Origin of the sequence: Mesorhizobium sp. M1423 (assembly GCF_040317575.1) — a bacterium.
Taxonomy (GTDB): Bacteria; Pseudomonadota; Alphaproteobacteria; order Rhizobiales; family Rhizobiaceae; genus Mesorhizobium.
The window spans coordinates 1-21,716 of the sequence record NZ_JAMYKU010000047.1; the positions used below are offsets into that span (position 1 = coordinate 1).

A 21,716-nucleotide genomic window follows, 5' to 3' on the forward strand; every position below is an offset into this window, starting at 1 on the left:
AGGCACGGACGCCTCCCTTCGAATGGTTGCAACACTCCATTCTGGCACAGCGATGCCGTCGGGGGGCGTCCACCCCATCAGCTTTACGCCGCGGTGGCGACGCGCTCGGCATTACCGGTCGCGGCCACAATGGCGTCGACCTTGGTCGAGGCCTTGGCCAGCGCTGCTGCTACCGCATCGGCGCCCATGCCGACTCCTTCGATGCGGATGACCTCGACATCGGTCATGCCGAGAAAGCCGAGCAGGCTGCGCAGGTAGGGAATGGCGTGATCGAACTGCACGGCCGCACCTTCGGAATAGATACCGCCCGAAGCCAGCACGATATAGACCTTCTTGCCGGTGACGAGGCCTTTCGGGCCAGCATCGCTATAAGCAAAGGTTTTGCCGGAGCGGGCGACGTGGTCGACCCAGGATTTCAGCGTCGACGAGATGTTGAAGTTGATGAAGCCAGTGGCGAGAATGACGGTGTCGGCCGCAAACAGCTCGTCCAGTACAGTATCGGAAACGCCGACGACCTCAGCCTGGCGCTGGGTGCGCGCTTCGGCCGGCGTATAGATGCCGGTCGAATAGTCGGGGTCGATATGCGGCAGCGGGTTGGCGACGAGGTCGCGGGCGACAAGCTTGGCCGAAGGATCGGCGGCAAGCAGTTTGTCGGCGAGTTCGTTGGCGACGCGGGTCGAGTGCGAGGCGGCGCCGCGTGGGCTGGATGTGACAAGAAGGATGGACATGGTGACTCTCCAGGGTTGGATTAAAATCTCCCGGCAAATATGTGTGCGCAGACCCATTTGAAAAACTGGTATATTTTGTATATGATCCATCTAAATTGTGGATTGAAAGATGCAGCCCAACCCGACGCTTGACCAACTGCAGATCCTGGTTGCGGTGGCCGACACCGGTTCCTTCTCGGCTGCCGGCCGTAAGCTCAACCGCGCGCAGTCGGTCATCAGCTACGCCATTGCCAACCTCGAAGCGCAGCTTGGGCTGAAGCTGTTTGAGCGTGAGGGCACGCGTGAGCCGCAACTGACCGATGTCGGCAAGGCGACGCTGGAAGATGCGCGGCGCATGGTCGGCGTGCTGCAACGCATCCGCTCGCGTATCGACGGATATCGGCAGGGATTGGAGGCGGAAGTTGCGCTGTCGGTCGACGTGACGCTACCGTCGCCGGTGCTGGTTCGGGTGCTAAAGGCATTCGAGGTGCAGTTTCCGGCCGTGACACTGCGTCTGCATATCGGCTCGCTTGGCCTTATCCTCGATCATGTTGTCGGCGGACAGGCCGATCTCGGCATCGGAGGGCTTCTGGGCGAGGCGGACGTGAATCTGCTGCGCATCGGTTTCTTCTCCCTGGTGCCGGCCGCAGCGCCTGATCACCCGCTGGCGCTGCTGCCCAGACCAGTGGCGCTGGAGGATGTCCGCGAACACATCCAACTGGTCGTCTCGGACCAGTCCGAGCGTACGCGCGGGCGCGACTATGGCGTCTTCGCCTACCGCACTTGGCGGCTGACGGATGTGCGCACCAAGCACGTGCTGATGCGCGAGGGGCTGGGCTGGGGCGGGCTGCCGCGATGGCTGATTGCCGATGATCTGGCGAACGGCCGGCTCGTCGAACTCGATCTCGAGCCTTACAGCGAAGTCCGCTCGCCGCTTTATGCCATGCACCGCGCCGATCGCAGCCCGAAACCGGCGGCCGCCTGGCTGATCGATCAGTTCAAGCGCCAGCTTGGTTGTTTCAACGAATTCGAGCCGGGTGAGGTGCCTAAGGAGGAGCCGGAGACAGACCGTCGATCAGCGCGATGAGAACGGCGCGATAGTCCTCGATCGATGCTCCAGCTTCAATGGCGAGCGCTGCGCGGTCGAAGGCAGCGGCGAGCAAAGCGGTCAGTGCTTCCACAGGCAATCTCGTCATAGAGTGCGAGCGCATCGCGGCAACAAGGCCCTCACGCAGCGAACGGTTGCCATGGCGATTGTCGATCGCATCCATGGCGGCGCGGCCGAGCACGGCGGGGCCATCAAGCAGCAAGAGCCGAGTTCGGCCGGGGGCGCGCATGGCAGCCAGATAGGCATCCGAGCCGGCAATCAGCGCATCGCGGGCAAATAGCGAAGGCGGCGACGCGCGTTCGATCTCTTCCGCCACGGCTTGCGCCTCCTGTTCGACCACAGCGGCAAACAGCGCCTGCTTGTCTGCAAAGTGATGATAAAGCGCGCCGCGCGTTACGCCGGCAGCGGCGACGATCTCGGGTGTGCTGGTCTCGGCATAGGATTTTTCGGTGAACAGTTTTCGCGCCGCGGCGATGAGCTCGGCGCGTGTCGCTTCGGTGCGATCACGGTTGGAGCGGCGAGCGGATCGTTGCATACATTCAGCCTGTATGTTAGTTACATTTACATGCAGATTGTATGTTGTTCGCCGGGAGAAGGAAAGATGAGGACGACGAGCTATTATCCGGTGCTGATGACGGGCGATGTTGCCGGCACTGCAGCCTTTTATGTCGCGCATTTCGGCTTCAAGCCGCTGTTCGAGGCCGACTGGTACATCCATCTGCGCTCAGCCGAAGATCGCCGCGTCAACCTCGGCATCGTCCAGGGCGATCATGAGACGATCCCGGAGGAGGGGCGGGGCCGCGCGTCTGGCGTGCTGATCAATTTCGAGGTCAGGGACCCGGATGCCGTCTATGAGCGGATCACCGCCGCCGGCCTGCCGATCCTGCTAACGCTGCGCGACGAACCCTTCGGCCAGCGCCATTTCATCACCAAGGATCCCAACGGCGTGCTGATCGACGTGATCAGGCCGATCCCGCCGAGCCCGGAATTCCTGGCGCAATATGCGCAGGGTGCTGCAGCGAGCTAGCTTGCCCTCGCCAACGGCATCACCGTGACCTGGGCAATGCCGGAGCGGCGCACCACCGTGCACAGTGTCTCGCGGCCGATGCGCTCGGCGTCGAGCATGCGCACAAGATCGTCGACGCCGGTGACCGGGCGGCCGTCGATGGCGGCAATAATGTCGCCTTCCCTGAGGCCGGCCTTGTCCGCCGGGCTGTTCTTCTCGACGCTGCGCAGGCGCACCGCCGTGCTGCTCGACACTTGCGACAAGAGTGCTGCGCGGCGCGGCAGGTTGGTGGTGTCGGCGGAAACGCCGATGAAGGCGCGGCGCACGCGGCCGAAGCGGATGATCTCCGAGATGACGAAATTGGCGGTGTTGGAGGCAACCGCGAACGCGATGCCTTGCGCTCCGTGGATCATCGCGGTGTTGACGCCGATCACCTCGCCGGCCGAGGACACCAGCGGTCCGCCGGAATTGCCGGGGTTGAGCGCGGCGTCAGTCTGGATGACGTCGTCGATCAGCCGGCCGGTGGAGGCACGCATCGAGCGGCCGAGCGCCGAGACGACGCCGGTGGTGACGGTCCATTCGAAGCCGAGCGGGTTGCCGATGGCAATTGCAATCTGGCCGCGCCTCAAACGCTTGGAATCGCCAAGCGGCGCAACGTCGGCAAAGTTGCCGTCGGCGCGCACCAGCGCAATGTCGGTGTCGGGGTCGCGGCCGAGCACGCGGCCTTCCCTGGAGGCGCCGTCCGGCATCGACACGCGCACACTGCGCGCATCGCCGACGACGTGGAAGTTGGTGACGACCAGCCCGTCCGGCGCGATGACGAAGCCTGAGCCATGGCCGCCCGGGCCACCGACACGCTCGATGCGGCAGACGGCGGGCCCGATGCGGTCGACGGCATCGGCGACCGTCGCCGAATAGGCATCGAGAAGGGCATCGTCATATTGCAATTGCTGGGCGGGCAGGGCCATCTGCGGGGCTCCGTAGCTTTTGGAACAAGATGAACAATGCCTATATGTGCGGAGCGGCCGGACCGGCCGCGACCTGACCAGATGGCCAGTCAAACGCCCAACTAGCCGTCAGGCGAGTATCCGCCAACGCCCTGCCGGGCGATATCTGGGTCACGAGGAACCCAGGAGACAAATCATGAGCGATTTCAATCTGAGCACATTTTCCGACGCCATTGCCGACATCGCCGCAGCCGCGGCTCCAGCGACGGCCAGCTTCGCGACGCACCACCACCGCACGTCTACCGCTTTCCACTGGCAGGACGGCTATTTCGTCACTGCCGAGGAGGCGGTCGAGGCCGGCGAGGAGATCGAGCTGACGTTTCCTTCGGGCGAAACCGTCAAGGCCGAGCTGGTCGGCCGCGACCCGTCCACCGGCACGGCCGTTTTGAAACCCACCGGCGCACCAAGCGTGCCGTCCCTGGTGAAGGCGGATGCAGTGCGGCCGGGCAATCTGGCGATCGTCGCGGGCAATAGCGACGGCACCTCGCTCGCTACCTTCGGCACGGTCGGCGAGGTCGGCCCGGCCTGGCGTTCAATGCGCGGCGGCACGATCGACCGGCGCATCAACCTTGCCGTCAATGCCGGCGGCCGTTTCGAGGGCGGCCCTGTGCTCGACGCCAAGGGCGGACTGATCGGCATGCTGCTGTTCGGGCCACGCCGGCGGGCGCTGGTCATGCCTTACGAAACGATCGAGCGGGCAGTCACGACGCTGCGCGAGAAGGGTCATGTGGCGAGGGGCTATCTTGGTGCCGGCCTGCATCCGGTCCGCAATGGTGATACACAGGGCGCCATGGTGATGAGCCTTGACGATAGCGGCCCGGCGAAAGCCGCCGGTCTCAGTCTCGGCGACATCATCGTATCGTGGAACGCAGAGACGGTGCATGGCCCGCGCGAGCTGATCCGCAAGCTCGGGCCGGACAGCGCCGGTGCCTTGGTGACACTCGGCGTGGTGCGCGGCGGCGAGAACCGTGAGGTCTCACTGACCATCGGTGAAAAACCACTGAGCTGAGGGATAGATGGTAAGCGGTGAGGTCGCTGGCAGACGGCTGACGGTGCTGATCGTGCTCGGTGACGTCGAGCGCGCGCGAAGTCTGTCCGCGGCTCTCGCTGCGACCGATGACCTGCAGCCTTTTCTGGCGGGCGAAGTCGACGGGCGTTGGGCGGCGGATGTCGCCATCGTCGATGATCATGGGGTGCAAGGCGGGCTCGTCGACGCCGCTATGCCTCGGGTGCTGCTATCGTCGCGAGCGGCCGGGGAGCGGCCGGCCGATACAGTGTTTGCCGTGCTGCCGGTGGCAGCGGACGACGTGCTGATCGCCGCTGCGGCGCGGCTGGCGGCGGCTGGCTACCGGATTTCGCGTGACAGCCACGCTCTGTCAGACGGGCACGATTTTACCTTTCATGACAGCGACCGGTTCGACGAGGAACCGAGTAACGAGCAAATCGTCCGGCCGACGCTTTCGCCGCGCGAAAGCGAGGTGCTGGCACTGCTCGCCGAAGGCGCGCCCAACAAGGTCATCGCGCGGCGGCTGAACATCTCCGTGCATACGGCGAAATTCCACGTCGCAGCGATCCTGACGAAGCTCGGTGCCGCCAACCGCACCGATGCGATCGCCATCGCCATGCGGCAGGGCCTGGTGCTGGTCTAGCCGTGGATCAAACAGCCGGTTCGATGTCGGTCAGCCGGAAATCGTCACCCTTGAACAGCAACGGCATGGCTTCGATACGTGCCGCAGCATAGGCAATGCAGTCGCCGAAGTTGAGGGCGGCCGGATGCCGGCCCTTGCCATAGCGCAGGAACGCCTGACGAGCGACCGCGGCGTGGTCGGCCGTGAAGGGGATCGTCTCGATCGAGGCGGTGCGCAAAAAAGTTTCGAAGCGATCGATAATCTGGTCCTGCCAGCGGCCGACGAGCACCATTGTCGTTTCAAGCAGTGTCGGTGCCGGAAGCAAACGTCTTTCAGCCTGGGTGATCGCCAAAACGAAGCGGTCGTAGCCCGGCTCCGTGCGTAAAATGGCGACCAGCGCCGAGGAATCGATGATCATCGCGTCGGGATACCCAGTTCGTCATAACCGAGAATTTCATCGTCGCTCATCGCGTCTTTGCGCTCCGGTATTCGTGCAGCTCGTTCCGCAATCGCCATCAGACGTTGAAAAAGGTCACCGGTCTCGTCGCGCGGCACAAGCCGCTCGCGCGCAACCTCGCGCTCGAGGCTTTGACGGATGGCCTCCGTCACCGATACCTGGCGCCGGCGGGCGAGCTCACGTGCCAGTTGCTCGACCGCCATATTCTTGATCGATAAGGCCATTTATATATTCTCCCTTTTCGTATAGAATATATACCAACTTGCCCGACAGATTCAACGCGCGCTCCCGCGAAATCCACGACCCTCCGTAGCGTCACACCACCGCTGCGGGTTAAGGGCGCTTGTATCCGCCGGCGGTGCAGGCAAGGATCGCAAGGAGAAAAGATGGTAGAAAAGAGAGTAGCACAGGGAGGGGCGAGGATGTCGCTCAAGGGAAAGACGCTGTTCATCTCTGGCGGGTCACGCGGCATCGGGCTGGCGATTGCGCTGCGCGCCGCGCGCGACGGCGCCAATGTGACGATCGCGGCCAAGACCGCCGAGCCGCATCCGAAGCTGCCGGGGACGATCTACACAGCGGCGCAAGAGATCGAGCGGGCCGGCGGCAAGGCGCTGCCGGCGCTGTGCGACATCCGCGATGAAGCGCAGGTCGCCGAAGCCGTCGCCAAGACCGTGGAGACGTTCGGCGGCATCGATATCTGCATCAACAATGCCAGCGCCATCCAACTCACCGGCACGCTGGAGACCGACATGAAACGCTACGACCTGATGCACCAGATCAACACGCGCGGTACTTTTCTCGTCTCCAAAATGTGCATTCCACACTTGAGGTTGGCGGAAAATCCTCACATTTTGAATCTGGCGCCGCCGCTCGACATGAAGGCCAAGTGGTTCAAGAACCATGTCGCCTACACGATGGCGAAGTTCGGCATGTCGATGTGCACGCTGGGCATGAGCGCCGAGTACGCCAGGGATGGCATTGCGGTCAATTCGCTCTGGCCGATCTCGACCATCGACACGGCGGCGGTGCGCAACCTCCTGGGCGGGGCGACGGTGGCGGCGATGAGCCGTTCGCCCGACATCATGGCCGATGCCGCACACGCCATCCTGGTCAGGCCGTCGCGCGGGGCAACCGGTAATTTCTACATCGACGAAGAAGTGCTGCGCGCCGAAGGCGTCAGCGATTTCTCAGCCTATGCGCCGGGCGCGACAGGCCCGCTCGCCGGCGACTTTTTTGTGCCGGACGAGGTGTTCGAGCGGACTGATACCAAAATCAAAGGTATTTACTGACGGAAAGCATCTAGCTGACAGGCGTATCTCTTAAAGACGGGCACAGACGCGTGCTCAGCCTTCGGCTTTCTTGGCTTTGCCAAGACCCATCAGCCGGTCGATATAGGCAAGCATCAGTGCCGACAGAACGAAGGCCAGATGAATGATGGTCAGCCACATCAGCTGGTCGGTCGTGTAGGAGACCGAGTTCAGGAAAACCTGCAAGAGGTGGATCGAGGAGATGGCGACGATTGTCGAGGCGACCTTGACCTTCAGCGAGCCGACATCGATCGTGCCCAGCCAATGCACCTTGCCGTCATTTTCATCGAAGCGGCTTACGAAGTTTTCGTAGCCCGAGATGATCACCATCACCACCAGTGAGGCGACCAGCGCGGCGTCGATGAGGCCGAGGATCTTCAGGATGGTATCGGTGTCGTCGAGCGTGAAGGCCACGGAGACGAACTCGAACAGCTTCTTGCCGAAGGACACGGCATAGATGGCAAGCGCCGCGCCCAGTCCGAGATAGAAGACGACCAGCAGCCAGCGCGAGGCGAGAATGATCGATTCGATGGCGAGTTCGAGGCGCTTCATGCGGCGATTCCGGGCTCCGTTGTCGGAGTGCCGTATTTCGGGCAGGCTGCGGCGGTTTGCAAGGTTCTAAAAAACGAAACCCCGCCGGAGAGGGGAACCGGCGGGGCTCGTGTGTCCCGCTGGAGTCGGGACGGGGCAGGGACGCCCTTTCCAAAATTTGGGATTGGTGACCTCGCGTTTCAAGATTGGTGACCGCGCGATTCAATGGTTGATCGGATCGCGCGGTTCACATTCCGCTTATTGGGCGCTGGCCACCGGCGCCACCAGCGAGGTGATGCGGCGGATGGCGACGCGGCGGTTCTCACGGTTGGGTCCCGACGTGTCTACCTTGAGATACTCCTCGCCATAGCCCTGTGTCGTCAGGTTCTCCGGCGGGATGCCGAAGGCATTGGTCAAGGCTTCGGCGACTGCCTCGGCGCGGCGGTCGGACAATGCAAGGTTCGCTTCCGGCTTGCCGACTGCATCCGTGTGGCCTTCGATCAGGAAGGTCTCGGCCGGGTTTTTCTTCAGCAGCTTGTCCATGGCGTTGGCAACACCCTCCAGCTTCTGGACCTCGGTGTCGGAAATCGAAGCCGAACCGAATTCGAAGTTGAGCGTATCGAGGTCGATGCGGCGGGCAATGTCGCGCACGCGGGCCGAGCGTTTGACCTCGTCGATCGAATAGAGGCGCTGGACCTTCTCCACCGGCGGTCGTTCGAGGAAGGTGTAGTAGTCGTCCGGATCCTCGACCTCTTCGGAATCCAGAATGTATTCCTCTTGCGGGATGGTAAGGCGCATCGGCGGCAGGTCGTCGCCCGGGTCGCGCCAGTCTGCATCATCGTCATAGTTCCGCTCGTCGACATAGCTCAGCACATATTCGCGTCCGTCAGGCGCGATGCGTGAACGCTGGATCACGTCGCCGTAGCGGTTGCGGATGGTGACGATCCGGAAACCGTTGTCACGCTCCACGATTTCCCGGGTGCGATCGCCCGACAGGTCCTCATAATAGACATTCCTGGCGCCGCGGTGCATACGCGGGGCGTCGCTGCTTTCGACGAACGTCTGGTTGTTGAACTGGAGGATGACGCGGTCGCCGAATTCCCTGAGGACATTGGTGCCTTGCGGGCGCCGACGACGACGAACATCCTCGAAATCGGCTGAGCGCTCGACGCGCTTGCCTTTTTCCTCGGTCACGGGAGCGATCTTTTCAGGTTTGATCTCCTGCTGCGCTGCCCGGTCGTCGGTCGGGGGCGGCCCCTGGTCGACCGGAGCCGGTTTCGAGACTTCCGCCTGGTTGCCGTTCTCCTCGACGGGCTGGTTGCCTTCCTGACCACCCGTTTTGCCGCCATTTTGGCGACCCGCGTTTTGGCCGCCTTGGTCCTTGCCGTGCCTGCGCCTGACATCCTTCTGACTGTCCAGTATGGGCGCCTCGTTCGGGTTGGCCGCGGCTTCGCCCGAAGCAGGGGGCCCACGCTCGGCGGGTGCTGCCTGTTCGCCGGTGGCGGGTTGCTCACCGGTTGCGGGCTGCTGTTCGCCTGTCACCGGCTCTTCCCCAACGGGCTTCTTGCCGCGTTTCTTCGCCTGGTCCTGGGGCTGTTCGGCTTGAGCAGGAGCGGCTTGCTTGTCGGTTGGAAGTGGCTCGGCCTGTGGGAGAGCCGGCGCCGCCTGCTGGTCCTGCTTATTCTTCCTCTTGCGCGGATTGCCCTGCTCGTTGTCGTTTGCAGGGGCAACCTGCTCGGCCGGCTGTTCAGCAGGTGCGGCTTCCTGCTGTTGCTGGTCGCGCTTCTTCCTGCGCTGCTTGAGCTGCTGCTGAACGTCGTTCGCGGGCGCAGCCTGCTCGGCCGGCTGTTCAGCAGGTGCGGCTTCCTGCTGTTGCTGGTCGCGCTTCTTCCTGCGCGGCTTGAGCTGCTGCTGATCGTCGCTCGCGGGCGCAGCTTGCTCGGCCGGCTGTTCAGCAGGTGCGGCTTCCCGCTGTTGCTGGTCGCGCTTCTTCCTGCGCGGCTTGATCTGCTGATCGTCATTCACGGGTGCAGCCTGCTCGGCCGGCTGTTCGGCTTCGATCTGCTGTTGCTGCCTCTTTTTCCTGCGTTGATTGCCCTGCTCCTCTCCGCCCGAGGGCGCGAGTTGTTCGGCGGGCGCGGATTCGGTCTGTTGCTGCTCGCGCTTGTTCCGGCGCGGCTTTTGCTCGGACTCGCCCGATTGTTCGGCGGGTGCTTCGGTTCGCTCCTGCCGTTCGCGCCTCTTGCCGGGCTTCTGTTCCGGCTCCGCCTGCCCGCCTTGGGCACAGGCTTCGGCCGACTCGCCTTCGGCGCAATTCGACTGCGCCGGGATAAGCACTGCGCTGTTCCGAGCGGGGCCGAATGCGGCGCTGCCTTGCAGCGGGAACGCGCCTAACGGCGCGGACGCCATCAACAGGCCAAGCGCCGTGCCTGCCAGAATCCGTGGTTGGCGTTTCATCATAAACACTCCTTGTGGCGTCCCATCCCTGCCCAAACTTTCAGCAACCATGTTTGGTTCCTGTTTGTAGGTCTTAGCGGTGGCACAGGGCGATTGACCGGCGTTTTGAAGGCGACTTCATGTCATTCGTATGGTCTTGGCGTATGGTCCCGGCGTATTGTTCGGACGAGGGTGCATGGGTTGCTGCGCTTGACCTTGACGCCTCCGAGGTCCACATGCCGACGATGGAAAAGCCGTTCTGGAAAACCAAGACGCTGGAGGCGATGACCCCGGCCGAGTGGGAATCGCTCTGCGACGGCTGTGGCAAATGCTGCCTGTCCAAACTCGAAGACGAGGACACCGGAGATATCTACTGGACCAGCGTCGGCTGCCGGCTGTTCGACGCTGGAAGCTGCCGCTGCTCCGATTATACCAACCGGCTGGCGCGTGTTCCGGATTGCGTCGGGCTGACGCCGCAGAATGTGCGCACCATCAGCTGGCTGCCCAAGACCTGCGCTTACCGGTTGGTTGCCGAGGGCCGCGATCTCTATTGGTGGCACAGGCTGGTGTCGGGAAGCGACGAGACTGTGCACGAGGCCGGCATCTCGATGCGCGGCCGGGTCAGCGCCAGCGAGACGGAGCTTGCCGAGCCGGAGGATTATTTCGACCATATGCTTGCAGACGAGCCTTAGGATTTACTCCGGAATCGAGGACCCAGAACCGACAGCAAAACGGACGTTGCCTATCCGCCCATGCCGGTCCACCCTATGTAGGACCGCCGTCCATAGCACCGGTTCCGGAAGCGAGAGACTATCCCGGTTCTGCCGCATGAACCGGAGATGAACGGCCGGTTCGCAAAAAATTCAGACAGGCGGGTGCATTCTCCTCCCATCGGTTCGACGAAAACGGGTGGAAACCCTCAAACAAGGAGAGAAGACAATGTTCAACACCATCAAGACGGCGGCTCTTTCGGCTCTTGTCGGCCTTGGCACGCTTGCTGCCATCCCAGCCCATGCAGACAGTATCTATCTCGGCTTCGGCAACAACCAAGATCCGCGCGTCGGCGTCTATACCGGCGACGAAGATGATGGTTACTATCGCGAACACCGCCGTGAGCGCAACTGGCGCCGCTCCTGTTCGCCGGAGCGTGCCCTCGACAAGGCCGAACGTATGGGCCTGCGCCGCGCCCGCATCGTCGACATCAACCGCCGCACGGTCAAGGTCGCTGGCCGCCAGTACGGCGACCGCGTGGTGATCGTATTCGCCAACGAGCGCGGTTGTCCGATTATCTATCGCTAAGCCCGTCGAAGCTTTGCGGCCGGCGTCTTTCAGCCGGTAAAGTAGCGGAGCCTCTTTCCGCCAGGACGGAAAGGTGCGGCTCGAAAACCCCGGAGGATCGGTCCTCCGGGGTTTTTTATGCGCTGCGATCGACGATCACTTCAGTTCGAAAGTCACCGTCACCTGCGCGGTATAGGAATTCTCGCCGGCCTGCACGGGGACCGATGCGCCGGCCGCATCGAAAGCCTTGGCGTTGATTGGCATCGGCGGCGGTGCGAAATTCTGGTCGGTGATTTCCAGAACCCGGCCGATGCCGACGCCGGCCGCTTCGGCCAGCGTCTTGGCCTTGGCCATGGCATTGGCGACGGCCTTCTTGCGCGCTTCAGTGACGGCTGCCGCCGGATCGTCGTTGGAGAAGGAGATGCCGCCGCCCTGGTTGACGCCGAGCGACACCGCCTTGTCGAGAATGTCGCCGGTCTTGTCGATGTCGCGGATGCGCACCGAAAGCGTGTTGGTCACCTGATAGGCGACAAGTTCGGCCTCCTGGCTGCCGTCGGGCTTGTTGGTGTAGTTATAGCGCGGGTTGATCTGGATGCCCGCGGTCTGCAGGTCGCGCTCCTTGATGCCGGACGATTTCATTGCCGCGATCACCGCGGCCATGGCGTCGTTATTGGCATCGAGCGCGGCACGCGCCGTCTTGGCCTCGCGCATGACGCTGAGCGTCAGCAGAGCCAGATCGGGTGCTATCGCCGCCTCGCCTTCGCCGGTGACGACGATGCGCGGCGGCGGCGGCGAATCGGCGGCGCCGGCGATCGCCGGAAATGCGATTGCGGCGGCAATCGCCAGTGGCAAAATACGTCTGGTCATGAAATCTCCTCGATCTGCGATCCCAAGACTGCCGAGTGTCGAGCGGCTCCAATGGGGGACGTGCAATAGGTTATCAATATGGGCTGATTTGGGCGGTCTCGGCCAGCCCCCTCGGAAAGCCGCTCTGAAAGCCTTGTGCGGTTCAGGGAAAAACACTAATCCAACGCCGTGGGGCCTGTAGCTCAATGGTTAGAGCCGGCGGCTCATAACCGCTTGGTTGGGGGTTCGAGTCCCTCCGGGCCCACCATTCAGTCCTCCCGACTTGCCATTTTTTCGGCGGTCTCAGAATAGCGGCGACATTTCCGTGGGTTGGCACCGAGTAGTCGGCAACACTTGGCTGAGACGCCGCAGTGAGCGCCCAAAACACCTCACTTTTGGTCGTCCGTCTCTGTCGGGCGAATTCCGTAGCCAAGTGTTTGGCAAAGCGATGGTCGGCGTTGCGGTCAGATGCATTGGTGATGCTGTCAGAAGCCGAGGAGAGTGGCCTGGCTACCCCAGGCGTGCGGCAAATCCGAGACCCGTGAGAGCCTGTGCGCCGTCAGTTCGACAGGTTGATCACCCGCAACGATGCTGGCCGCAATTTTTGGAGCCAGGAAAGCGAAGGGCAGGAGGCGGCTCACCTCAGATGTATCGGTGCCGTTGAGCATGGCAATGTCGGTCAGGCTGCGGTTGGCTCCGTCCGTAAGTTGGCCTAGGTACAAGTGGGCTCGACGCAGAAGGTCGATCAAAGCGCCATCGGGTTCTCGGTTGCTGTTAGAGCCGTCCATTAGCATGATGCGTGTTTCGACGCCGCGCCGCTTCATACCGATTGGACATTCGATGGAAGTTACTTGGGCGCCATCGCTGGGTGGCAGAATCCGGTCGAGAAGCAATTCCGATAGCGAGCGGCGATCCAGTTCGATGGTCAATGATCCGGGCTTGAGGGTGATCTTGTGAACGATCTTTTGGAGCAGAGATCGCTTCGCGTCCGCAGTGTCTGACACCCAACACAGTCGCATCTCTTCGGCTCGCCGCATCGCGGAGTGGATTTCGCCAGCGTTGGCCCATTGCCGAATCCAATCAGACAGTTGGGCATGATCGCTGAGAATCCGATTAAGACGATGCTCAATAACTGATCCAACAGCCCGCGCAGGAAGACGCCACCCTTCTGAGCCTTTTCGGCGCTGGTCGACGAATTGCTTCGAGACATAGTAGCGGTAGCGAACACCTTCTTTGTTGGCATGAACCGATCGCAATTTCTCGCCGGCTTCATCAAAGAGCAGACCGGTGAGCAGATGAGGTTGCGTGAGATTGGAAGCGCTTCGCCGCCGCGGCGCCTGAGAGGCGAGAAGTGCCTGGGCCTCCTCGAACGTGGCCGACGTGACGATCGGCTCGTGCTCTCCATCGTAGACTTGATCCTTGTGCCTGATCTTGCCGATGTAGATCGGATTCGAAAGAAGGTGGTAGAGGTTGCCGCGACCAAACGGCATGGTAAAGGCAACTGATCCGTCTCTGCGTTGTCGCGACCGTGTCGAGAGCCCGTCACTCGCAACCTCGTCGACAAGATCCCGGACCGACTTCAGGGTGCGATAGCGGGCGAACAGGTGTCTGACCGTTTGCGCTTCAGTTTCATCAATCACAAGCTTGCGGTTTTTGACACGATAGCCGAGCGGCACCACGCCACCCATCCACATGCCTTTCTTCTTCGACGCGGCAATCTTGTCACGGATACGCTCGGCTGTGACCTCTCGCTCGAACTGAGCGAAGGACAAAAGTACGTTGAGTGTGAGCCTGCCCATTGAGGTCGTGGTGTTGAACTGCTGCGTCACCGAGACAAACGAGACGGAGCTGGCATCGAAGATCTCAACGATCTTGGAAAAATCCATCAGCGATCGGGTGAGGCGGTCGATCTTGTAAACAACCACCACATCCACTTTTTTATCCCGGATGTCCTGAAGGAGACGCTGCAGGGCAGGGCGCTCCATCGTGCCGCCCGAAATGCCGCCGTCATCGTAGTGGTCTGGCACCAGCTTCCAGCCAAGACCTACTTGCGAAGCGATGAAGGCCGCACAAGCTTCGCGCTGGGCATCGAGCGAATTGAATTCCTGCTCCAGGCCCTCTTCAGTCGACTTGCGAGTGTAGATTGCACAGGTGAGGCGAGGGGTCGCTGTCATAGTCCAAAGAACCTTGGGCCAGACCAATGGGCGCCGGTAATTCGGCGCGCGACAGCCGAAAGCGATCCGTACGTCTTGCTGTCCAGCACGAAGCCGTCGTCGACAACTTCGACGATGTGCATCCGGCCATTCCATTCCCGCATAAGGCGGGAGCCGACTTTTGGCGGAAAAGATCGTGGCGGCGACGTCAGTGCCTTATCCGATGACGCTGGCCGGACTGATGGAACTCCGTCCCGGCGATCCGGCCCAGTATTGCTCGGTTGGATACCATTCACATTGGTCCGACGCGCGTTGCCTGTCCCGAGTGTTTTCTTGACGGTCGAAGTCAAACCACCCAATCGCTTGGCCTGGAGATGCCAGGCAGCCGACCGCTCAAGCAACCCACGTTTAACCCCTTTGGGTGGCGGGCAGCCATGAGCCTTTGTCCAGGCTGGTGTGAGTTCATCACGCGTGAGATCGCCGAGCGCGGCGATCTCACTATCCAAATCGAGTCGCTTGCGCATCGAAGTCAACCGGCGGTCTTCGCCTCGACAATGCGATATCGCCGGAGTCCGTCCTTGCCGGTTTCGCTGAGCACTTCATGGCCAAGTTTCTTCTTGACGGTGCCGGAGAGGAAGCCCCGCACCGAGTGCGCCTGCCATCCCGTCGCATCCATCAGGGCCCGGATGGTAACGCCCTTGGCCGACTTCAGCTTCTTGAGGACGATGTCGGTTTTGGTAGGCGCCGCAGGAACATCGTCTTTGGCTTTCTTGACCATCAAAGAGACGGTCACACCGGACTTCTCGCGCAGCTTCCGGGTTGGGGTGCTGTTGTCGACGGTGGAAGCCGTCTCGGCGGCCTCGACGTTGTCGGCCTTGGAAGTGATGTTATTGAGGATAGCCATTTCAATTCTCCGTCAGTTCGAGGCTCGGACCATTCCGGCGCTTGTACTGATCGAAGCCCGCTAGTTTGGCGGGCTGGAGATTATGCAGGCTTTTCGTAGTCGGCTGTTCTCTGCCGTGCTGCACCAACCAATGCTTCGTTTCGGGATGAAGTCCAGTCGAAATTTTCCGAAGCAACAGCAGCTTCGCGTCCGAGGGCACCATCGAGTCATGGTTCGCCGAACCAATGCCAATTCAGGCGTCCGCCTTTTCTGGCGTTATCGATTGGCGGCGGCGAAATTGTCGCCTTGGTTTCGTCCCTCGATGGATTCACTGTGACCGCCCTCAGCGGAGAACTCGACGAAGGCGCTTTCGGAGCAAAAAATCGCGATTGCGTGGGTAGGAGAGATCCCGAAATTGAGACTCGTCAGGAAGAATATAGATAGAGCATCGCAGATGCGAGCGTTGAAGCCCGTAGTCCGAAATTGTGACGCCCTTGGCGGCCGAGAATCCATAAGACGAAGATTGCGTTTTTTTCAGGAACACATGTTGGCATTGCCTAAACCGCACGAATAATTCATTACTTCAAGATTTTTCTATGTCTACCGTGTATTCTACGTTAGATGCATTTGAATCAAGGGGGCGGCCCAACAAAATTACTGTGGATGACAAATAAATCATTTTTTTGGGAGGGACAGAGCATGCCAACTCGGATACAAGGCGCGCAGCCAACATGATCAAACCGATTCATCCATTTCCTGCTCGCATGGCGCCAGAAATCGCACTGGACGCCTTGTCGGGCCTGCCGGTAGGAAGCGTCATTCTCGATCCAATGATCGGCTCGGGGACCGTCTGCCGGCAGGCTTCGGATCTTGGCCACATTGCCCTCGGTTTCGACGTGGATCCTTTGGCGGTATTGATGACCCGTATTTGGACAACGCCAGTTGATGACAGACTGGTATTGGAGATGTCTACCGAGCTCTTTGCCCGGGCTAAGGAGCTCGATCGGGATGAAATCATTCTGGACTGGATGGACAGTGACCCGGAAACACTCGACTTTAGCAAATACTGGTTCGGCGAACGCCAGCGCGTCGAGCTTCGAAAGTTTTGTTACCTTCTTGAGGATTGGAAACGCTCCGCGACGGCTGAGGATGAGAAAAACTGCGTCGACTTGATGCGCCTCGCCCTAAGCCGCATCATCATCACCAAGGAATCTGGCGCCTCTCTTGCCCGGGACGTTTCGCATAGCCGCCCCCACAAGGTTACCGACGAAACCAGCTACAATGTCACCGACGGGTTCGCGAAATCTATCGGGCTGATACGTACGCGTCTTTCGGCAGCACCGCCCTCGGGGAACGTGCATGTGGGACTCGGCGATGCCCGGTGCATGGACAAACTGAAAGACGGCAGTGTCGACGCGGTGTTGACATCTCCACCCTACCTCAATGCGATCGATTATCTGCGCGGTCATCGATTGTCGCTCATATGGCTGGGCCACAAGCTTGGTGATCTGCGAACAATCAGGTCCAACGGTATAGGCACCGAGCGCAGCCCGGATAGCAAGGACGAGGCCGAAGCCTTTACCGACGTCAGGCGCTCCATCGGTGACATTGAAAGACTGCCGCCTCGCTTCCAGAATATGATCGACCGCTATGTTCAGGACATCCGGCGTCTGCTCGCGGAGATTTCCCGGGTATTACGGTCTGGGGGACAAGCAACCTTCATCGTAGGCAATTCGTGTTTACGCGGATGCTATATTGGGAATTCGGATGCTGTTGCCGCAGCTGCCGCCCAGGTAGGACTCTTGTTGGTGGCACAGTGCGAACGCGAATTACCGAACGCAAGCAGATATCTCCCGCTCACAAGTGACAAGCTGGCGAAGCGAATGAGGACCGAGGTCATCCAAACGTTTAGACGGGCTGCCTAGCTTCGTTTTGTTCCAACTGAATGTAATCATAGCTGAATTAATCCTTGCGTTCGCTTACGGCAGAGAGGAGCTGGTATGGACGGTGAGCAATTCGACCTTGAGGCAATCAAGAGCGCTGCGTCCCTAAAGAACCGCTACGAAAAGCAACTCGATGCAATGGAAAGCAAAGGGCTGCAGTCGGAATTTGTGAAGGAGGCTGTCGAAGGCTCTTTGAAGAATTTGGCGGGTGGTGGCAAAACTGCCTTTGTCATTTACGGCGACCCTCAGAGCGGGAAGACCGAGATGATGATCTGTCTGACTGCAAAGCTTCTGGATGATGGAAATAAGGTGGTTGTCCACCTGATGAACGACAGTGTGGATCTTCTTGCCCAAAACCTGGACCGTTTCAGCACATCCGGCTTATCGCCAGCTCCCATAAATTCGGTAGAGGCGATTAAGAAGGGCATCTTCGACCAGGAGGCCATCATCTTCTGTAAGAAGAATGGGCGCAATTTAGCAGCATTGCTGGAAGCAATCGATGACGCCCGTGAGAAGGGACAGAGCGTGGACTCGGTAGTCGTCATTGACGATGAAGCCGACTTCGCATCGCCTAACTCGAAAATCAACTCTGGCACGAAAACGCCAATCAACGAATACATTGATACATTGATCGGCAAGAGTGGCATCTACATTGGCGTTACTGCTACGCCTGCCCGCCTGAATCTCAACCACACCTTCGACAACAAGCCGGAGCATTGGGTGCGCTTCCCCGCCCATACTCACTACACCGGTCAAGACACGTTCTTTCCGCAGAACTTGGAAACTTCCGTCAATTTTCGTAGGGTATGGCTTGCAAATGGAGGAAGCGAGACCGAGGCGCGCAGCGCGATCATCCGCTTCTGCGTAACCGTGGCACAACTCAACCAGGGCGATACATCAGACAATTATTCAATGCTATTCCACACCAGCGGCAAGAAGGCCCAGCACGAAGTCGACACTGCCACAATCGAAAAGCTTATTCAGGATTTGCGTGGCCATGTTGGCCCCGTCTTCGTGGCCCTTGCAAAGGAAGCGTTCGACGTTGCGAAGCAACTTTATCCAGCTGATTCCGCCAACGCACTTGCGGCCTATGTCATCGGAAACATTTCAAAAACCCGACTTTTCGTGCTGAACAGCACCCGAGACAGGAACGCACTAACCGGTAGCGCAACCAAACCAAGCTCGCCATTTACTTTTTACGTGGGCGGCAACATCGTTTCGCGGGGTGTCACATTCGATAATCTATTGTCAATGTTCTTTACTCGCGACGTAGCCAATAAACTGCAGCAAGACACTTACATTCAGCGCGCTCGAATGTTTGGCGCTCGCAATAAGTATCTGGAACATTTCGAGCTTTCGATACCGCAGGCCCTCTATAATGATTGGCAGCGCTGTTTCGTCTTCCATCGCTTGTCCTTGAAATCGATCGAGAACAAGCTGGAAGCTCCAGCATGGGTTGGAGACAGGCGGATCGCCGTTGCCGCACCATCAAGTATAGACCAGACTACAGTCCAAGTTGAAACGGGTGAAATGTCATTTGCAATGTTTGCCTGGGACCAGGAATTGGATGTCATAGCGGCGGCGGGCCCCCATTCAATCGCGTCGCTGACCGCTATACAAAAAATCGTCGGGGAGGACGGGTTGCCCTCGTATTTGGTCGAATTTCTCCAGCAATATGACGGTCAGGGGAAGTTGGCTATCCACACCTCATACCAGATTCAGCGTTATAAGGGCGACGTGATGGACAGGATCGAGCGTCGGCAGGGCTTTCTAGGCAATAACCAGCTCGAACCCGTGAAATTTCCAGACGGAATGCATCATGTAAGAATTATTCGCAACTCTTCTGGAAAGGCGCGTGTGTTCTTCAAAATCAAGGACGCCACCTTCACCAAGCAAGTTGTATAAGGTCATGTTAACCAACTCGGCGATTTCATAATCATCGCCCGCAGACCTGCACATGAAGGCCGAGATTTGTTTCCTTCGCGCTATCGGAGGTCACGGCGAACAACTGCTCGAGGCCGTCGACGAAACGGGTATTTTTGCGGAATCGGTCGACGACGATTTACATCGCCGCGGCGGTCCGTCACTTCCATGCCTTATCAGTTTCAAGAATGGCCGCATTACTCACTTTGGCTCCCTATTTGTTGGGAACAAAGCGGCGGAGGGATCCACGAGTTAATGTACGAGATCTCCAGCGGCTAGACGAGGAGATCCGAACTGCCCATTTGGTGGAATTGATTTCGCCTCCCTTCCAACGGAGGGTCAGGGAGCAGCTCCGTAGTAGCGGTCTCATCGCGGGCGAAGCCGCAAACATTCTCACTGATGCAATTCGATCGTTGAATTCCAGTCTAGCTAAGCAGATCGAAAAATTTGCCCAGGATTGGGGCCGCATTAACGCATTATCGCGGCGGGCCGCCGGATTGAAGGCAGGCCCGCGCCGGGTCTCCCGGCGGAATCAAGAGCAGCACGGAGACGGAATGTGGCCACGGTGGGAATTCCCGTCGGACCCTATGTGGCTGGACCCATGGCCCAACGCCCGAACCTAGACAGGGAAAGCGCAAGACGAATTATGGAAGTGCGGTAACAAACCCGCGGATAAGAGCTGGATCAACCGTCGTCTCAAGGCCCATCCCGTCCCCGTGCTGCCCATCAACGGTAACAAAACCTGTGGTAAAGACATGGGGCGAATAAGTCCGCGTATCATCCTTGACCACGGTCATAAGAGGGTCGGAATGGACTGATCAGCGCCCAAGATCAGCCCGTTGAGTATTTTTCGGTAGTGATGCCGCACGGACTCAACGGCACTTCAAATAGGTAGACGGTACTCGAAAGCGAGTGCGCTTAAGCGGTCATCCTCAACTTGCCAGGGCGAGAACACCGCCAGCTCGCCCCCTTTCGGGCGGGTCTCTCCTTCCAAGAGCTTTATCCCATGTACCACCAACAGAGCGTTGCGCGGATGGCTGGTTCTATGAAGTGCGACCTCGTTTCGGGTCAGGAGTACACTGGTTAATCCTCCCGTGGTCCCCTTCACTTCAATAGCCCAGTCTTCGCCGCCACGTTGCGCGCGGAAATCACAGCTGTCAGTAGCCGACACGTTCTTGTAGGTGAAACCCTCGTCCCTCAGCCATCGCTCTGCAATTTGCATCGCGTGAAGTTCGACAAGCTTTCGCATTGGGGCGCTCATGCGTCCCTGACCCTTAGGGCGCTCCTTAACCGGTGAGGCTAACTTCTCGAGGTCATCATACAGCCCCAGCATTTCGGCGCTGATGCTACCGGGGGCGACACCAGACTCCTGCGCCTCGTAGAGCTTGGCCAATGGCCCCATAAAGCGCACGAAGTCGGTGAACAGGACATCGTCAGTCGGGATGCGTTCGTTCGGATAGAACTTGGAGGCGACTGTCGTTCGCTCATAGCCGCGGGCAAGATCGAACGTCCCAAGGTCTACACCGAGGCGGATGCCAGGATCCGCCTCGAACTCCGATCCAAGGACGCTCGCCGCCCAACTCATAAGCTCGGCAACCTCGGCGTCACTTCGATTTACAAAGCCTGTTCCAACGATCTGGGTAGAACCATGACTAAGACAAAGAGACACGCCCGATCCGTCGGGATGAAAGAGATAGACGACGTACCAGCCACTCGTAGCGGACGGAGACCGAGATTCAGAGAACCAACGCACCCATGGGATGCGAGACATCTGGCCTTGATTGTCTTTGCCCTCCGATCTGGCATCCGCGCCGTACTTGCCGAGTGCCGCCCTAAGCGCCGCACCACGGGACGCCAACTCTGCTGGGAGCGTCTTCCGGATGAGAACGCCGCGCCTGCCCATATCCGGCGTCTTACTCGCGCTGTACGTTGCCTGCAGCGCTATAACTTCTTGCAGTGTTTCTCGCACTCCGATCCCCTTCGGCTCAGTCGATCGCCGCTATTCACCATGAGAAACTGACGACCACATATGCTCAACGCCACGTCCCGCGATCAGGCATAGCGTGATCTGCGACGCCCCCAGTGAATTATTACGAGAGTCGAGATCGGCTCGCCACGAACTACAATGTCTTTTTGATCTTTTTCACAAAGATCTCAATATAGAGTCTTCGGCCGTTAACCTTATCTTGTTGATAGTTCGCTATGAGTGTCCCTCTGGTGGGCAGGCGATGGGCAAGCTGTATTTCGGCGACAATCTTGGCATCCTGCGCGACCATGTCGCGGATGAGAGCGTGGACCTCGTCTACCTGGACCCGCCCTTCAATTCAAAAGCCCAATACAACATCCTCTTTAGGTCTCCGGCAGGAATAGTTCCAGACGCCCAGCTCGAAGCCTTTTAGGACTCGTGGCGATGGGGAGAGTCGGCAGAATCTGCATATGCGGATGTCATTGGCTCGGGCAGTGGCGCCGCCCGCATTCTGGGCGCCCTTAGATCCTCTATGGG

At 59.8% G+C, this 21,716-nt stretch carries 23 protein-coding genes and 1 tRNA gene; 12 read left to right on the forward strand and 12 right to left on the reverse strand.

Going from position 1 to position 21,716, the window contains the following annotated elements; translation table 11 throughout:
* Positions 1–83: 83 nt before the first annotated feature.
* The gene (locus tag NKG95_RS32600) at positions 84–728 is read right to left on the reverse strand and encodes an FMN-dependent NADH-azoreductase (protein ID WP_353043684.1); all 645 of its coding nucleotides are present in this window, start codon (positions 726–728) and stop codon (positions 84–86) included.
* A 109-nt stretch (positions 729–837) separates the two neighbouring features.
* On the opposite strand from NKG95_RS32600, the gene NKG95_RS32605 reads away from it, so the two are divergent.
* A complete protein-coding gene (locus tag NKG95_RS32605; RefSeq protein ID WP_352639934.1) occupies positions 838–1,794 on the forward strand; it encodes a LysR family transcriptional regulator in 957 nt (318 codons plus the stop codon).
* On the opposite strand, the gene NKG95_RS32610 is transcribed toward NKG95_RS32605, so the two are convergent.
* Positions 1,754–2,350, reverse strand: a complete 597-nt coding sequence (locus NKG95_RS32610) for a TetR/AcrR family transcriptional regulator (RefSeq protein ID WP_353043686.1) — start codon at positions 2,348–2,350, stop codon at positions 1,754–1,756. The genes NKG95_RS32605 and NKG95_RS32610 overlap by 41 nt on opposite strands.
* Before the next feature lie 66 nt (positions 2,351–2,416).
* On the opposite strand from NKG95_RS32610, the gene NKG95_RS32615 reads away from it, so the two are divergent.
* Entirely contained in the window at positions 2,417–2,842 is a 426-nt protein-coding gene (locus NKG95_RS32615; protein WP_352483190.1) for a VOC family protein, read from the forward strand.
* Here the strand turns inward: NKG95_RS32615 and NKG95_RS32620 are convergent.
* The gene (locus NKG95_RS32620; protein ID WP_023719329.1) at positions 2,839–3,789 is read right to left on the reverse strand and encodes a S1C family serine protease; all 951 of its coding nucleotides are present in this window, start codon (positions 3,787–3,789) and stop codon (positions 2,839–2,841) included. The genes NKG95_RS32615 and NKG95_RS32620 overlap by 4 nt on opposite strands.
* Before the next feature lie 175 nt (positions 3,790–3,964).
* Between NKG95_RS32620 and NKG95_RS32625 the strand changes: the two genes are divergently transcribed.
* Positions 3,965–4,837, forward strand: a complete 873-nt coding sequence (locus NKG95_RS32625; protein ID WP_023719328.1) for a S1C family serine protease — start codon at positions 3,965–3,967, stop codon at positions 4,835–4,837.
* Positions 4,838–4,844: 7 nt separating this feature from the next.
* Positions 4,845–5,477 (forward strand): helix-turn-helix transcriptional regulator, encoded by a 633-nt coding sequence (locus NKG95_RS32630; protein WP_352483191.1) that lies wholly within the window; start codon positions 4,845–4,847, stop codon positions 5,475–5,477.
* Positions 5,478–5,484: 7 nt separating this feature from the next.
* Here the strand turns inward: NKG95_RS32630 and NKG95_RS32635 are convergent, their stop codons facing one another.
* Positions 5,485–5,874: a type II toxin-antitoxin system VapC family toxin gene (locus NKG95_RS32635; RefSeq protein ID WP_023719326.1), complete on the reverse strand. Its 390-nt coding sequence runs from the start codon at positions 5,872–5,874 to the stop codon at positions 5,485–5,487.
* Positions 5,871–6,137 carry a type II toxin-antitoxin system VapB family antitoxin gene (locus NKG95_RS32640; RefSeq protein ID WP_023719325.1) on the reverse strand — a complete coding sequence of 89 codons (267 nt, stop codon included), beginning with the start codon at positions 6,135–6,137 and terminating at the stop codon, positions 5,871–5,873. Before NKG95_RS32640 ends, NKG95_RS32635 begins: the two co-directional genes overlap by 4 nt.
* A 198-nt stretch (positions 6,138–6,335) precedes the next feature.
* Between NKG95_RS32640 and NKG95_RS32645 the strand changes: the two genes are divergently transcribed.
* Positions 6,336–7,202, forward strand: coding sequence for an SDR family oxidoreductase (locus NKG95_RS32645; protein ID WP_353043688.1), 867 nt, complete (start codon positions 6,336–6,338; stop codon positions 7,200–7,202).
* A gap of 54 nt (positions 7,203–7,256) precedes the next feature.
* On the opposite strand, the gene NKG95_RS32650 is transcribed toward NKG95_RS32645, so the two are convergent.
* On the reverse strand, positions 7,257–7,772 hold the full coding sequence (locus tag NKG95_RS32650; RefSeq protein ID WP_023719323.1) for a TIGR00645 family protein: 516 nt from the start codon (positions 7,770–7,772) through the stop codon (positions 7,257–7,259).
* Positions 7,773–8,009: 237 nt separating this feature from the next.
* Positions 8,010–9,293: an OmpA family protein gene (locus tag NKG95_RS32655; RefSeq protein ID WP_353043690.1), complete on the reverse strand. Its 1,284-nt coding sequence runs from the start codon at positions 9,291–9,293 to the stop codon at positions 8,010–8,012.
* On the opposite strand from NKG95_RS32655, the gene NKG95_RS32660 reads away from it, so the two are divergent.
* From NKG95_RS32660 to NKG95_RS32670, 3 genes are all read left to right on the forward strand, one after another.
* Positions 9,258–10,145 carry a hypothetical protein gene (locus tag NKG95_RS32660; protein ID WP_352494951.1) on the forward strand — a complete coding sequence of 296 codons (888 nt, stop codon included), beginning with the start codon at positions 9,258–9,260 and terminating at the stop codon, positions 10,143–10,145. The two genes, NKG95_RS32655 and NKG95_RS32660, sit on opposite strands and share 36 nt — an antisense overlap.
* 287 nt (positions 10,146–10,432) lie before the next feature.
* The gene (locus NKG95_RS32665; RefSeq protein WP_023719321.1) at positions 10,433–10,879 is read left to right on the forward strand and encodes a YcgN family cysteine cluster protein; all 447 of its coding nucleotides are present in this window, start codon (positions 10,433–10,435) and stop codon (positions 10,877–10,879) included.
* Positions 10,880–11,126: 247 nt separating this feature from the next.
* Entirely contained in the window at positions 11,127–11,486 is a 360-nt protein-coding gene (locus NKG95_RS32670; RefSeq protein ID WP_023719320.1) for a hypothetical protein, read from the forward strand.
* A 135-nt stretch (positions 11,487–11,621) separates the two neighbouring features.
* On the opposite strand, the gene NKG95_RS32675 is transcribed toward NKG95_RS32670, so the two are convergent.
* Entirely contained in the window at positions 11,622–12,332 is a 711-nt protein-coding gene (locus tag NKG95_RS32675) for an SIMPL domain-containing protein (protein ID WP_023719319.1), read from the reverse strand.
* A 171-nt stretch (positions 12,333–12,503) separates the two neighbouring features.
* On the opposite strand from NKG95_RS32675, the gene NKG95_RS32680 reads away from it, so the two are divergent.
* Positions 12,504–12,579 (forward strand) — tRNA-Ile (locus tag NKG95_RS32680).
* 217 nt (positions 12,580–12,796) lie between these two features.
* Here NKG95_RS32680 and NKG95_RS32685 read toward each other — a convergent pair.
* The 3 genes from NKG95_RS32685 to NKG95_RS32695 are packed head-to-tail and all read right to left on the reverse strand — an operon-like array spanning position 12,797 to position 15,368.
* A complete protein-coding gene (locus tag NKG95_RS32685) occupies positions 12,797–14,485 on the reverse strand; it encodes a recombinase family protein (RefSeq protein ID WP_353043692.1) in 1,689 nt (562 codons plus the stop codon).
* Positions 14,482–14,988 carry a DUF2924 domain-containing protein gene (locus tag NKG95_RS32690; RefSeq protein WP_353043694.1) on the reverse strand — a complete coding sequence of 169 codons (507 nt, stop codon included), beginning with the start codon at positions 14,986–14,988 and terminating at the stop codon, positions 14,482–14,484. The genes NKG95_RS32685 and NKG95_RS32690 overlap by 4 nt, the downstream gene beginning before the upstream one ends.
* Before the next feature lie 5 nt (positions 14,989–14,993).
* Positions 14,994–15,368, reverse strand: a complete 375-nt coding sequence (locus tag NKG95_RS32695) for a DUF3489 domain-containing protein (protein WP_353043696.1) — start codon at positions 15,366–15,368, stop codon at positions 14,994–14,996.
* 710 nt (positions 15,369–16,078) lie between these two features.
* Here NKG95_RS32695 and NKG95_RS32700 point away from each other — a divergent pair.
* Both NKG95_RS32700 and NKG95_RS32705 read left to right on the forward strand, forming a co-directional pair.
* Positions 16,079–17,272 (forward strand): hypothetical protein, encoded by a 1,194-nt coding sequence (locus NKG95_RS32700; protein WP_353043698.1) that lies wholly within the window; start codon positions 16,079–16,081, stop codon positions 17,270–17,272.
* 75 nt (positions 17,273–17,347) lie between these two features.
* Positions 17,348–19,195: a Z1 domain-containing protein gene (locus tag NKG95_RS32705; protein ID WP_353043700.1), complete on the forward strand. Its 1,848-nt coding sequence runs from the start codon at positions 17,348–17,350 to the stop codon at positions 19,193–19,195.
* 901 nt (positions 19,196–20,096) lie between these two features.
* Here NKG95_RS32705 and NKG95_RS32710 read toward each other — a convergent pair.
* Positions 20,097–21,182: an MrcB family domain-containing protein gene (locus NKG95_RS32710; protein ID WP_353043702.1), complete on the reverse strand. Its 1,086-nt coding sequence runs from the start codon at positions 21,180–21,182 to the stop codon at positions 20,097–20,099.
* Between the two features lie 259 nt (positions 21,183–21,441).
* Between NKG95_RS32710 and NKG95_RS32715 the strand changes: the two genes are divergently transcribed.
* On the forward strand, positions 21,442–21,612 hold the full coding sequence (locus NKG95_RS32715) for a hypothetical protein (RefSeq protein WP_353043704.1): 171 nt from the start codon (positions 21,442–21,444) through the stop codon (positions 21,610–21,612).
* Positions 21,613–21,716: the final 104 nt, after the last annotated feature.